This is a genomic window from Hydrogenivirga caldilitoris (assembly GCF_003664005.1).
In the GTDB taxonomy this organism is placed as follows: Bacteria; Aquificota; Aquificia; order Aquificales; family Aquificaceae; genus Hydrogenivirga; species Hydrogenivirga caldilitoris.
Window position 1 is genome coordinate 602,251 of the sequence record NZ_RCCJ01000001.1, and the last position, 11,827, is coordinate 614,077.

At 46.0% G+C, this 11,827-nt stretch carries 14 protein-coding genes, 1 tRNA gene and 1 pseudogene; 1 reads left to right on the forward strand and 15 read right to left on the reverse strand.

Annotation, left to right across the window (positions count from 1 at the left end):
- From radC to thiE, 8 genes and pseudogenes are all read right to left on the reverse strand, one after another.
- Nucleotides 1-678 carry a RadC family protein gene (gene radC, locus BCF55_RS03285; RefSeq protein WP_121009939.1) on the reverse strand — a complete coding sequence of 226 codons (678 nt, stop codon included), beginning with the start codon at nt 676-678 and terminating at the stop codon, nt 1-3.
- Nucleotides 675-1,907 carry a hemolysin family protein gene (locus tag BCF55_RS03290; protein WP_121009942.1) on the reverse strand — a complete coding sequence of 411 codons (1,233 nt, stop codon included), beginning with the start codon at nt 1,905-1,907 and terminating at the stop codon, nt 675-677. The genes radC and BCF55_RS03290 overlap by 4 nt, the downstream gene beginning before the upstream one ends.
- Nucleotides 1,898-2,713 (reverse strand): peptide chain release factor N(5)-glutamine methyltransferase, encoded by an 816-nt coding sequence (gene prmC, locus BCF55_RS03295; RefSeq protein ID WP_121009945.1) that lies wholly within the window; start codon nt 2,711-2,713, stop codon nt 1,898-1,900. Before prmC ends, BCF55_RS03290 begins: the two co-directional genes overlap by 10 nt.
- Nucleotides 2,619-2,969 (reverse strand): preprotein translocase subunit SecG, encoded by a 351-nt coding sequence (gene secG, locus BCF55_RS03300; RefSeq protein WP_121009948.1) that lies wholly within the window; start codon nt 2,967-2,969, stop codon nt 2,619-2,621. Before secG ends, prmC begins: the two co-directional genes overlap by 95 nt.
- Nucleotides 2,970-3,014: 45 nt before the next feature.
- Nucleotides 3,015-4,196 (reverse strand): LAGLIDADG family homing endonuclease, encoded by a 1,182-nt coding sequence (locus BCF55_RS09855; protein WP_425480286.1) that lies wholly within the window; start codon nt 4,194-4,196, stop codon nt 3,015-3,017.
- Nucleotides 4,170-4,607, reverse strand: a pseudogene (gene folE, locus BCF55_RS09745) (GTP cyclohydrolase I); the annotation flags it as partial. The gene BCF55_RS09855 and the pseudogene folE, both read right to left, overlap by 27 nt.
- A gap of 43 nt (nt 4,608-4,650) precedes the next feature.
- Entirely contained in the window at nt 4,651-5,214 is a 564-nt protein-coding gene (locus tag BCF55_RS03315; protein WP_121009950.1) for a TetR/AcrR family transcriptional regulator, read from the reverse strand.
- Entirely contained in the window at nt 5,189-5,776 is a 588-nt protein-coding gene (gene thiE, locus BCF55_RS03320; RefSeq protein ID WP_121009953.1) for a thiamine phosphate synthase, read from the reverse strand. Before thiE ends, BCF55_RS03315 begins: the two co-directional genes overlap by 26 nt.
- 28 nt (nt 5,777-5,804) lie before the next feature.
- Here thiE and BCF55_RS03325 point away from each other — a divergent pair.
- Nucleotides 5,805-5,891, forward strand: a tRNA-Leu gene (locus BCF55_RS03325).
- A 4-nt stretch (nt 5,892-5,895) separates the two neighbouring features.
- On the opposite strand, the gene BCF55_RS03330 is transcribed toward BCF55_RS03325, so the two are convergent.
- From BCF55_RS03330 to BCF55_RS03360, 7 genes are read right to left on the reverse strand one after another with little or no spacing between them, the layout of a single operon-like run.
- Complete coding sequence (locus tag BCF55_RS03330) at nt 5,896-7,041, reverse strand: hypothetical protein (protein WP_121009956.1); 1,146 nt, start codon at nt 7,039-7,041, stop codon at nt 5,896-5,898.
- Nucleotides 7,038-7,937 carry a protoglobin domain-containing protein gene (locus BCF55_RS03335; protein WP_121009959.1) on the reverse strand — a complete coding sequence of 300 codons (900 nt, stop codon included), beginning with the start codon at nt 7,935-7,937 and terminating at the stop codon, nt 7,038-7,040. The genes BCF55_RS03330 and BCF55_RS03335 overlap by 4 nt, the downstream gene beginning before the upstream one ends.
- Nucleotides 7,925-8,392: a DUF1858 domain-containing protein gene (locus BCF55_RS03340; protein ID WP_121009962.1), complete on the reverse strand. Its 468-nt coding sequence runs from the start codon at nt 8,390-8,392 to the stop codon at nt 7,925-7,927. Before BCF55_RS03340 ends, BCF55_RS03335 begins: the two co-directional genes overlap by 13 nt.
- Entirely contained in the window at nt 8,379-8,615 is a 237-nt protein-coding gene (locus BCF55_RS03345) for a metal-sulfur cluster assembly factor (protein WP_121009964.1), read from the reverse strand. Before BCF55_RS03345 ends, BCF55_RS03340 begins: the two co-directional genes overlap by 14 nt.
- Nucleotides 8,615-9,583 carry a 2-oxoacid:ferredoxin oxidoreductase subunit beta gene (locus tag BCF55_RS03350; protein WP_121009967.1) on the reverse strand — a complete coding sequence of 323 codons (969 nt, stop codon included), beginning with the start codon at nt 9,581-9,583 and terminating at the stop codon, nt 8,615-8,617. The genes BCF55_RS03345 and BCF55_RS03350 overlap by 1 nt, the downstream gene beginning before the upstream one ends.
- 13 nt (nt 9,584-9,596) lie before the next feature.
- On the reverse strand, nt 9,597-11,423 hold the full coding sequence (locus BCF55_RS03355) for a 2-oxoacid:acceptor oxidoreductase subunit alpha (RefSeq protein WP_121009970.1): 1,827 nt from the start codon (nt 11,421-11,423) through the stop codon (nt 9,597-9,599).
- Between the two features lie 29 nt (nt 11,424-11,452).
- On the reverse strand, nt 11,453-11,827 hold the full coding sequence (locus tag BCF55_RS03360; protein WP_121009973.1) for a hemerythrin domain-containing protein: 375 nt from the start codon (nt 11,825-11,827) through the stop codon (nt 11,453-11,455).

Sequence of the window (11,827 nt, forward strand, 5' to 3'; positions counted from 1 at the left end):
TCAATCCAACAACCCCTTTTCTCTAAAAGATAGGTAACCCTCCGGGCTAAATATTATGTGGTCAACAAGCTCAAATCCAAGTATTTCGCAGGCTTTGCTCACCCTTTCAGTGAACAGTAGGTCCTCCTTTGAGGGTTCGGGGTTTCCCTGGGGATGATTATGAGCTACGAGAATTCCATAAGCTGAGAGTTCTACCGCTGGTCTGAGAATCTCCTTGGGATCTGCGTAAACTCTATTCACAGACCCAATTGCCACGGTTTCTATATGCCTCACCCTGTGGCTTACATCAAGGTAAAGAGCTACGAGAACCTCCTTTCTATTGTCAAAATATCCCCTGAGTAACCTGTAGGCGTCCTCCGGACTCAAAACTTGCACGCTGCCCATGGGTTCCCTTATCCTCTTGGAAAGCTCTATAAGAGCCTTTATCTGAGCTGCCTTCACTAGACCTAAGCCTTTTAGCTTAGTTAACTCGGAGAATTCAACTTCTTCAAGTCTTTTCCATCCCTGCTTAAGGACATTCCTTGCCAGAGTTAACACGTCCATGCCCTGGCTTCCGGCTCCGAATATGACCGCCAGCAACTCCTCATCGGAAAGGCTTTGGGCTCCGTGCTTTCTGAGTTTTTCCCTTGGTCTATACTCTTGGGGAATCTCCTTTATAGAGCGATACCTGTACCTCATTTTTCCTCTTTGCTGAGTTTCTCAACGAGAACCTTCTTCACCTTCCTGTTATCTTTTGATACAACCTTGAACATAAAGTTTTCCACCTTGAAGGTTTCCCCCTCTTTAGGAATCCTACCAGCGAGGTAAGAGAGGAAACCTCCGAGGGTGCTGTAATTCCCCTCCGGAATCTTCACACCCGTTATCCTTGCAAGTTCGTTGAGCTCCAATTTGCCGTCTGCAATCCAGACATCTTTTGATATCTCTCTGATAAGCTCCTCTTCCCCTTTGTCTGTCTGTATACTTCCAACTATCTCTCTTAGTATATCTTCAAGAGTTACTATGCCTATAATTACCCCTCTTTCATCAACCACAACCCCTATGTGTTCCTTTCTCTTCTTGAATTCACTTATAACCTCTGGGAGAGGAGTGTATTCAGAAAATACAAGGATTTTGCGAATATAACCCCTCAAAGGCTCTTCCGGCTGGGCGTCCAGCAGGTCGTAGGCGCTTACGTATCCTACGATGTCATCAACCCTCACCCTGTAAACGGGTATCCTTGAATATCCGCTCTCCTTAATCTTCTCAACAGCCTGAGCCACATTTGTATTCTCGGCTATCATCACTATTTCATACAGGGGTTTCACTATTTCGCCAACTCTTCTGTCTTTGAAGGATAGGATGTTTGAGACTACCAGACCTTCGTACTCGGCAAAGGTCTTTTTCTCCCTTAAAAGCTCTATTATGTCCTCTCTTCTCACACTCACATGGGTTCTTGCAAATCTGCTTGATATGGCTCTACTTATCACCTTAGCAAGAACTAAAAAGGGTTTGAGGGGAATCCTGAATTTGTCCAGGACAAACAAACTTGGGATTACTAGCTTGTTGGCGTAGTGCTGGAAGAAGCTTTTAGGGATTATCTCACCGAATATTATTGTGAATATAACAAGGGTTTCAGCCAAAAGTACCTCGTATCCGGATATACCCGGCAGATACTTGGTGGCGGACATCAGAGCCAGTGTGTAAAGGGTTGCAGCAAACACTATGCTTACCGTATAGCCAAGCATGGTCAGGGTTATGTACTCCTCCGGGTTTTCAAGAAAGTGGGCTACAAAACTGTATCTCTTCTTTCTCAAAACGGCTCTGAGGGCACCCTTGTCCGCGCTCAAAAGGGCTATCTCCGAACCTGCGAAGAAACCCTCAAGGGCTATGAAGAAAGCAACGCCTATAAAGAAACCTATCAGCTCCATCCTACGGCTACCCTGTCCTGTCCGGAAAAGTCTTTATATATGATAACCTCTTTAAACCCAGCCTCCTTTAAAAGCTTGAACACAATTTCCCCCTGGTCATGTCCTATCTCAAGGGCTACAAAGCCCTTATCTTTAAGATAGTTCCCAACCTCTTTGGCGAACTTCTCATAAAACTCGTACCCTTTCTCGCCACCTATCAGAGCTTCTCTTCCTTCCCTTTTTACTTCACTGGGGAGGCTCTCCCACATACTTTCTGGTATGTAAGGGGGATTTGAAACCACGAAGTCAAACTTCCTCCCCCTTACCGGTTCAAACATATCACCCCTAAGTATCTCAAGTCTATCCTGCACACCGTGCAACCTCGCATTCTCCTTCATAAGCTCAACCGCCTCTGAATTGATATCGTCTACGGTCATTCTCAGTAGAGGTCTTTCAAGGAGGAGCGTTATTGATATACATCCTGTCCCGCCGCCAACCTCAAAACCCTCCATCTTCCCATTCTCAGGTATAAGTTCAAGGACTTTTTCCACCAGGAGCTCCGTTTCCGGTCTCGGGACGAGAATACCACCCTTAACCTTAAAGGTCCTTCCGTAAAAGTCCCATTCCCCTATGATATGTGCTACCGAAACACCTTCCTGCCTTATTTTTATAAGCTCCGTGAATTTCCTCTCTATATCCGGAGGTGTTTCTTCCTCAAATATTAGGGGAAGTTCACCTGGCTTTCTCTTGAGAAGGTGTGCCAGTATCAGTTCCCCGTCTCTCCTGAGCTCCACCGGAAGGCTTAGCAGGAGCTGTCTTACCTTCATTTAACTCCTTTTCCAGGATAGAACCCTTCTCACCCTTAGGTACTATGGAAAGCAGTACGGCTAGGACAAGGAATATTCCACCAAGCCAGTAAGTCGCCTTAGTGAGTATGGTATCCACACCGCCGGCTCCGAATATGGATTGTCCCATGCCTCCGCCGAAGGCTGCTCCAACGTCACCCCTTCCCTTCTGAAGAAGGGCAAGGATTATCAGCAGCACCGCAACTATCACAAAGAGCGTTAGAAGGGCATAATACATGGCTATAATTCTACCTTTTTATAAGAACCTTAGCAAGGTTATGGTTTATCTTACAAGCTTGAGAAACTCCTCCCTCGTTTTCATATCCTTAAGAAACACACCCCTGAGGGCGGAGGTGACTGTCTGGTGTCCGGGAGACATCGCACCCCTCATAGACATGCAGTTTCCCGATATGGCGGTTCTTCCTTCCCTTCTCACTAAGATGAATCCTGAAGGCACGGTTACAGAGTAAATATAGCCTTCGTAAGGTTCTTTCAAAGATTCCCTCACTTTAGAATAAAACTTATACCTGCCTTGTTTATCACCTCTTGTTTCCAGTCTGTAATAAACTTGGTCATTTGTATAGCTTTCATAAACCGTAGTACTTATACCTATGGTAACTAATAGAGCTTGTATATCATCCATGAGTTTTTTAGACTTGCTTACAAGGTGCAATTTACCGTTGGGTTTTATATAACCATCTCCTAAGGAATAGTATTGTAAGAATAGAAGTTTTTGATCTGGTGAAAGGTTAAAGATTTCCTTTGGTAATCTTTTATCTTTTGACTTACCTAACGGTGACAGGAAATTGCACAGAGCTTTTGAATTTATGAAAAATTCAACAACACCGTTCGTTCTCCTGTGCTTAAATACCTTAAAGGGCATCTCTCTTAGCACGCTTTCCATCAATTCTGCTTTATATCCCTCTTTCTGGACTATCCTGACCTTGTGCATCCTATAATTTGGATTTTCATATACACAACCTTCTGCAAGGTACATACCAAGGAATTTTAAAAATGTATTAGCATTTACTTTTAAAGCTCGGGTCTTTAAAGCTGTGTTTCCGTAGTAGCTCACGCTATCTTCACTTTCTATTTCAAAATATTCCTTCTCTTTACCTTTCATAATGCCAGCCTGAGGTACTATAATAGTCCGACCTAACAGCTTGTCTGCTCTTTCGGTGAGCCATACATTTTCTCTTCTGGATTTAGAGAATATCCAGTCTGTTGAAAATAACATTTTGTGGTCAGGGGATACCAGCAGATTTAAAGATTTGTTCCTGAAGTTTATCATGTAGCCCTTATACGGATATCTATGGTACATAACAGGCTCTGTAAACTCTATTTCCAGTGTATCCGGATACACCTGAGCAACTTTCTCGGTACCGTTGAGCTCTTTAAATAGCTTCCATCCTTGATCCGTTAAGATTTCTGTATCTTCTGAATAGCAAAGATGTTCCGCCGACATGACCACAGCCACCCCTTTAGGTTTCAGTTCACCCTCCAGGAAGTCGGCTATCTCCTCCGTGAGCCTCTCCTGAACCTGAGGGCGTAGGGCGAAGGCTCTGACTGTTCTCACGAGTTTGGAAAGTCCGCAGATGACCCCGTCAGGTATGTAGGCTATGTGAACTTTTCCAAAGAAGGGAAGGAGGTGATGCTCACACAGGGAGTAAAAGGTTATATCCTTGACCAGTACCATCTCATTATACTCGCCGAACTCTTCAAAGAGCTTCATGTCAAAGGAACGCATGCTTTCAAATTCTTCCCACATACGGGCTATCCTATCGGGAGTTTCCCTTAAACCTTCCCTGTCGGGGTCTTCCCCTATTCCCTCAAGGAAAAGTCTGATAGCCTGTTTTATCTTCTCCTTGTCTACCATAAGCTCCTCCGCTGGACAGGATACAACAGCCTATCCTTATTTTTTATGACCTCTCGCATTCAACGAGGGCGTTCCACAGCAGGCTGGCTGTTTTCTCTTTCACTTCCTTCTTACTATCTTTGAGGATGCCCATACTTCTGTACAGAAAGACCCTTTCCAGCGTTCCGGTGAGCATGGCAAGAGCATACTCAGGCTCTACTTTAAGGATTTTCCCCTTATGAAGCTCCAAAACCAACTCCCTAAGCAGGGCAAAGGGTATCTTCTTGAACTTCTTCACTTCCTTACCCCTCAAGTAATGGAAGATATTCATATACCTGAAAGCGTCGGGCTTCTTAAAGGCAAAGTCTAAAAATACTCCCACCATCTTCTTGAATCTCTCCTCTGTACCTGTGTGCTTTTCCAGGACTTTTTTAAGGCTTTCATAGAGTTCATCGGAATATCTCTCAAAGAGCTCGTAAACTATCTGGTCTTTGCTTTCAAAGTGCCTGTATATAGCCCCTTCGGTTATGCCTACAGCTTTGGCTATATCCCTTATTGTGGTTTCCTTTATACCCTTTTCGGAAAAGAGTTTAAGTGCTTCATCAAGTATCTGCTCTCTCGTCCCCATCCTGTAAAAACATTGTAATACCGGCAACCCCATAAGCGCCGTTTTTGTAACATTGCTTTATCCTTTCCCATGTTACACCACCAAGTGCGTATATGGGAATGTTCACTTGCTCAGAAACCTCCTTCAACTTCAAAGTCCCCAAAGGTTTAGCCTCAGGATGGGATTGGGTCTTGAAAATAGGACCAAAGGTTACGAAATCTGCCCCTTCTTCCTCAGCGTACTTTACTCCCTCCAGTGAATGGGCAGAGTAGCCGACCAATAACTCTGGGAAGAGTCTTTTGATGATGCCTGGTGGAAAACTCTCCTCTGGCAGATGAACACCGTCAGCTTCAACAGCAACTGCGATGTCAAATCGCTCATTTATTAAGAGTAGGGAGTTGTACTTTTTAGTTATTTCTCTCGTTTTAAGAGCCAGCTCGTAGAGTTCTCTTCCCTTCAAGTCCTTCTCCCTAAGCTGGATCATCTTTATCCCCTTCTTAAGAAGGGTTTCTACCGTTTCCAGGAAGTTAGCTCCGTACCTTCTTCTATCCGTTATAGCGTAGAGTCTTGGCAGTGTTCTCATCGTGGTATATAATATAAACTTCCTCAAAGCCGGAGTGGCGGAACTGGCAGACGCGCTGTCTTGAGGGGACAGTGCCCTTCGGGGCGTGCGGGTTCGACTCCCGCCTCCGGCACCAAAAACTAAGCTTTCAGAAACTTGTAAGATAACCGTAAAGAGGGTAACAGGAATAGCATGATACCCAAGGCATAGGTGATAGAGAAGAATATTTGAACGATACCCTTAAGGAATAAACTGCCAACCATACCAAACAGGGAGAAGGATATTAAAAGGAGGCTAATCTCCAGAAACTTTTCGGGGAAAAGCTCCTTCAGTGTGGGCACCTTTTCCTTTCCAAGCTTTGGAGCGAACCCCTTCCACCAGAGCATGAAGGGAATTATGTGATAGCTTGCGCCGAGAGTAAGAATCGGAAAGAAGCCGTAAAGCAGGACGTCAGAGTGTAGTTTTAGAATTGAAAAGTCCTGACTTCCCGCAGAAAGGACACCAACGACAAGAGCCGTTGTAAGCATTATTAGACTAAGAAGGAAGGCTCTTATTGATGGGTCAAGACCCTTGAGCGGACTCTCTCTCCTTGAAAGGGTTTTGTAAAGGATAAAGAGATGGAATAAAAGAGTAGCCAGGATGAGAAGTCCGGAGATGTATATGTGCTGGAAGGAAAACCTCTTCCAACTTATAAGGAAGTCTATGGTGAAGAAGGTATGAAAGGAAAGGTGAAGCCAGATGTTATTGGAGAAGTAGAGTCTTTCCAGCTGGAGCATGGGGAGTAGCAGGTATATACCTCCGAAGGAGACGGTGAGTAGAAAACCCACCGCAAGGGTATGTTTAACCAGGAATTGGTTTGTTTCACCTACCAGAATAAAGTAAGAAGCCAGCAGATAGAAGACAGACCCTACCAGAAAGAAAAGCTGAACTTGCCCGCTGTATCTCCGTGTATTGAAGAGAATGTACACCATGTAAATCAAGGAGGATAAAAAGTAGGGCACTCCAAAGCTGAGTTCAAGAATATACAGGCAGAAGGAGGATAGAAATAGGAGAAGGTGAAGGTAAGTGAGGGCTTGAAGCTTAGAAGGTATCCCCTGGAGAACAGGGTACAGCTGGAATAAGACTCCAACAACCACAGAAGGAACGCTGAAGTAGAGCACGGTAGCCGTGTAATCCCCCCAGCCTATACCCCTCTGGGTCAAGGACAGGAGCAGGAAAAGTAAACCGAGAATTATATACAAGGGTGTAAGTTTCACAAAGGTAGTTTTTTCTGTAACTTCTATCATCTCCTGCCCTCAACTTTGTATATGAGCCAAAAAACCACACCGAGGGCAAGGGTGGTTATAGATAGGGTTATAAGCTCCTGGAACTTCTCCGGAGATAGGGATATTATCAAAACCTTTCTTATCAGAGCAGCTAAGGCTACCCCTACGAAGACCTTTATGCTTATGGCACCTCCCCTTATATGCTTGATTTCTTCTGACAGCAGCTCCGATATAGCGTAAAGGATGAGGACAGAACCTAATATCCCCAGCCCACCCCTTTCCAGGGGGAGCTCTCCTGTAGCAACCAGAAAGAACTCATACCCTATCCAGAGAATTAGGAAGAGCCCGACTCCTGAGAGCGCAGTGATTATGAATATGTCAAAGAACCAGGATACGCGTCTTATGTTCTCAATAAGCACCCTCTGTAGCTTTCCTGAAGAGAGGTAAACTTTCAGCTCCTCCTCCCTGAAGGAGTTCACCATAACATCAAGGTTAAGGTCTAAAGCCTTGTTTATGGAGGCAATTATCTCGTCTCTTTCAGGAGAACACCCCATATGCTCGGTCAGTTTTTCCGCTATGAAATCCCTAACAAAGTTCATGGAGGCTTGGACGTAGTGGGGAGGGAGCCCTATCCTGAGGTGTACCTCTCCTATTCTGTATAGCCTTCTAAGGTATTGGGCGTCGTATTTAGAAAGAAAAAGCTCTGCGAACCACCTCTTAACTTTATCTTTGTGTCTCTTCCTGGTTTCCTCATCTGGTAAGTAAAGGCTTGTATCCCTGAAGTTCTCAAGGTAGTTGTAAAAACGCTCTATGAACTCGTCAGCGTAGCTCTCACCAAGCCAGGCTACCTTTCTCAGATTTTCCTCGTCTTTTTTACTCCACCGGTAATGGACTTTCAGTTCCTCTATCGTTTCCATTCTTCAAGCTCCCTCAGTCTTTCAAGGAGTTTACCAAACTTATCATCAGACATCCTCTTTATTTTCTTCGCCTGACCAAGCGTGACCGTATAAGGGAGTATCCTCCTAAGCAGTGGATTTTTAAGGGGAGTGAATCCAAACTCTATGAGTACGTTCAGGGCTTCCGGATACTTCTCTAACAGCTTTCCGACGTTTGTGTTTTCGTCTATTCTGAACTCTTCCTCCTCTTTTGAGACCCTCTCCTCTCCGGACCTCCATATCCTTAATAGATATCCTTCCTCCGTTTCCTTAAGCTCGTAAGAGTATCCGAGCTCCTCAAGCCTTGGGAGGAGGTGTGTGAATGGCCTTGAGCCAAGGACCTCAAGGGTTTCTCCCTCTTTAAGCTCCTCAAGAGCCTTTGCCACCTTTACCATAGGCTGGGGAGGCTCTAAATTCCTAACATCAATAAAGGGCATCTTCCAGCTCCACCTCTATACTTTTAAATCCTAGCCCTCTCAGCTTCTCTCTGACCGCATTCACGAGATAGTCCGTTATGGGACAGAAAGGGCTTGTGGGTCTCAGGGATACATAAACCCACTCCCCTTCAGTCTGGATGTGCTGGACCACACCCATATCCACCAGGTTCATGCCAGTGTGTGGGTCTATCACCTCCCTGAGGGCTTCTCTTACCTCTTCCATTATATTGCCTCCGGCTTGCAGGCGTTTATAAAGCTTTGAAGTAGCTCCAGAGTCGGTTCTTTCACTGCCTTATACCGCTCCTTAACCCTGCTGACTCTGTCCTCGTAAGTCTCCTCCTCCTTTCTGTAAAACACACCTATTGGAACCGGAGCGTTGGGATTGTAGTAGTGGTCAAGGTCATGTAGAGCCAGCTCAAGGGCGGTTTTAAAGTCGGAGGGGTCGTGTCCTTCCTCGTTTATGTTCTTCTCCTTGACAAGAGGATATTCAAGGAATGGAAGCTCTGAGTTCACATCCTTTACCTTCTCCCTGTAATACTTGAACGTATCAACTTTGTTGAAAGTAGGACACGGGGAGAGGACGTTCACAAAGGCAAATCCCCTGTGAGATATAGCTTCTTTGAAGACCTCTGTCATGTGCTTCGGATTTCCTGAGAAGGTTTGAGCTACGAAGGTGGCTCCAAAGGACAGCATTTGGGCTACAGGATTTATAGGTCTGTCTATGTTCCCGTAAGGTGTGAGGGAGCCGTAAAGTCCCTCCCTTGATGTGGGAGACACCTGATTTTTTGTAAGCCCGTAAACCTGGTTGTCCATACAGATTACGGTTATATCAATGTTTCTCCTGGCCGCATGAGGGTTGTGCCCCGCGCCTATTGAGAAGAGGTCTCCGTCTCCCACATTGCATATGACGGTCAACTCGGGATTCGCGAGTTTCACCCCTATGGCAAAGGGTATGGCTCTCCCATGAAGGGTATGAGTGGCGTAAGTCCTCATAAAGAGAGGTGCCCTTGAGGAGCATCCTATTCCGGAGACCTGGACTATACTTTCCGGAGGTATCCTCAATTCTGAGAAGACCTTGGTGAGAGAGGATATAACGGTAAAGTCCCCACAACCTGCACACCAGGTAGGCTCTATGTCGCTCTTGTAATCTACCGGTTTTAGTTGAGCTTCAAGTCTCCTATAAACACCCATACTGTACCTCCTATTAAATTAGTCCGTAAACTCTTTCTTCCCCGAATATGTCCGCCGCCGTGAACCTTCCTTCCCTGACCTCTGGGTTCTCTATCAGGAACTCCAGGAATGCTTCCACCTCCTTGGGAATCAGAGGCTCACCCCTGTAGATATTGAAAGTTATTGGCCTCAAATGGGTTTCCTGCTTGAGTATGGAGGCAAGCTGTCCGCTCCAGTTGGTTTCGGGTACAGCTATCCTTCCGCAGCTCCTTGCAAAAGATTCAATGAGGTCAGCTCTCACAGGCCACAGGAGTTTCATGTAAAGGGCGTTTATCCTTGCCCCCCTGCTCCTGAGCCTTTCAACTGCCTCCTTTGCCACCGACGCAGTGAGTCCCCATGTGATAATTCCTATGTCAGCCTGCTCATAGGGGCAGTCAAACTCATAAAACCTCTCTGCATCTTCCTTAAGGAGCTTCTCAAGTTTTCTCATTCTCTTTTCCATCTGCAGGGTTCTTATGTCCGGTCTGTTCCTTGGGTCTGAGTTTTCCTGATGTTCAAGGCCGGTTATGGCGTGGATGGCATTCGGGTCTCCGGGGATTCCTACCGGCGTTATACCATCTTCGGTGAACAGAGCGTACCTCAGGAACCTGTCGTTCCTTATGAACCTGCCTTCTGGGTCATCCTCCCTTCTGTAAACCCACCTGTTTATGACCTTTATGTTCTCCACCTTTGGTGTTGGGAAAGCCTCCGTCCTCAAGGATAGGGAGGCATCAGAGAGCAGGAATACTGGCATCTGATACTTCTCAGCAAGGTTGAAAGCTTCCACGGTCAGGTAGAAACACTCCTCAACGTTTGTCGGGGCAAGAACTGCTTTCGGATACTCTCCGTGTCCACCGTAAACCGCATGGTAAAGGTCTCCCTGCTCGTGCTTTGTGGGCATACCCGTGGCTGGACCAACCCTCTGAACATCCACTACAACTATTGGGAGCTCTGTCATGCCTGCATAGGAGAGGAACTCTGTCATGAGACACAGTCCAGGTCCTGAGGTTGCTGTCATAGCTTTCACACCTGCAAAAGAAGCTCCGAGAGCCATACCCAGCGAAGCTATCTCATCCTCAGCCTGGTAGAGCCATCCTCCTGCCTTTATAAGGTCTTCAACTATGTAGTTCCCAACGGTGGTTGCAGGAGTTATAGGATAGGCTGCGTAGAATTTACAGCCTGCAACAACGGCACCCTTTGCAACAGCCTGGTTTCCTTCCATTATCACCACGTCTTTGGGTTCCAGAGGAGGAGGGAATATGTAGGGGTCTGTTTTCTTGAGATTCTCTCTGACGTAGTTTATACCTGTTTCAAGGGCTCTGTAGTTCATAGCTACTATCTCCTCACCCTTTCTCAGGAACTTTGCCCTTATTGAATCCTTTATGGACTGGTCAGGTATCTTAAAGAGTTCGCAAAGCACACCGAGGGCAATAACGTTCTTAGTTATGTATGCCTTCATCACATCCCTGGCAAGCTCGGAGAGAGGAACCGGGTAGAGGTAAACTCCTTCGTGCTCTTCAGGCTCAAAGTCTGAGGAATCATAAATAAGGACGCAACCCTCTTTAAGGTGTTTCCTGTTGAACTCGTAAGCCTCCCTGTTAAAGCAACACAGAATATCAAAACCATCTCCCGTTGAATATCTCTTGATGTCTGATATCCTCACGATTGACTGGGCGTACCCCCCCTTTATCTCCGCCGGGAAGCTCTTAAAGTTCACCACCTCATACCCAGCCCTAGCGGCAGCTTCTGTAAGGAAGTCCCCCGCTGATATAACACCTTCACCACCTTCACCACCTACTTTGATTACAAGGTCAAAACCCATTTTCAGACCTCCTATTCATAAATATAGGCTCAACCCTCACCACCTAAATAGGGTTCATGTCCAAGCATCTCGGGGAAGTAGATGTTCTCCTCCTCCATGAAATGGCTTTTAAGGACGGCTATAGCCCTCTTTGCATTGTTCTCGTTAGGAGATTCCTTTAGCTCCTCAAGGGCTTCCCTTACCTGTTCATGGGCAAACTCAAGAACATAAAAGTCAAACCTCCCCTCCGCAAGTTCCCTGAGTTCACTCTCTTCCTTAAGGGCGTGCCTTTCAACCTCATGCTCCATAAGCTGGATTAGCTTCTCCAGATTATCCTCAAGGTTCTCCTCAACTTTTTTTAGCTCTCTGAGGATACTCCTGTGCTCCTCAACTAACTCCTCTATAAGAGCTCTCAACCTCTCCAC

Bases quoted from the DNA above. Each gene is read 5' to 3' on its own strand.
- radC (WP_121009939.1), bottom strand. From the start codon at position 678: ATGAGGTACAGGTATCGCTCTATAAAGGAGATTCCCCAAGAGTATAGA.
- BCF55_RS03290 (WP_121009942.1), bottom strand. From the start codon at position 1,907: ATGGAGCTGATAGGTTTCTTTATAGGCGTTGCTTTCTTCATAGCCCTT.
- prmC (WP_121009945.1), bottom strand. From the start codon at position 2,713: ATGAAGGTAAGACAGCTCCTGCTAAGCCTTCCGGTGGAGCTCAGGAGA.
- secG (WP_121009948.1), bottom strand. From the start codon at position 2,969: ATGTATTATGCCCTTCTAACGCTCTTTGTGATAGTTGCGGTGCTGCTG.
- BCF55_RS09855 (WP_425480286.1), bottom strand. From the start codon at position 4,196: ATGTCGGCGGAACATCTTTGCTATTCAGAAGATACAGAAATCTTAACG.
- BCF55_RS03315 (WP_121009950.1), bottom strand. From the start codon at position 5,214: ATGGGGACGAGAGAGCAGATACTTGATGAAGCACTTAAACTCTTTTCC.
- thiE (WP_121009953.1), bottom strand. From the start codon at position 5,776: ATGAGAACACTGCCAAGACTCTACGCTATAACGGATAGAAGAAGGTAC.
- BCF55_RS03330 (WP_121009956.1), bottom strand. From the start codon at position 7,041: ATGATAGAAGTTACAGAAAAAACTACCTTTGTGAAACTTACACCCTTG.
- BCF55_RS03335 (WP_121009959.1), bottom strand. From the start codon at position 7,937: ATGGAAACGATAGAGGAACTGAAAGTCCATTACCGGTGGAGTAAAAAA.
- BCF55_RS03340 (WP_121009962.1), bottom strand. From the start codon at position 8,392: ATGCCCTTTATTGATGTTAGGAATTTAGAGCCTCCCCAGCCTATGGTA.
- BCF55_RS03345 (WP_121009964.1), bottom strand. From the start codon at position 8,615: ATGGAAGAGGTAAGAGAAGCCCTCAGGGAGGTGATAGACCCACACACT.
- BCF55_RS03350 (WP_121009967.1), bottom strand. From the start codon at position 9,583: ATGGGTGTTTATAGGAGACTTGAAGCTCAACTAAAACCGGTAGATTAC.
- BCF55_RS03355 (WP_121009970.1), bottom strand. From the start codon at position 11,423: ATGGGTTTTGACCTTGTAATCAAAGTAGGTGGTGAAGGTGGTGAAGGT.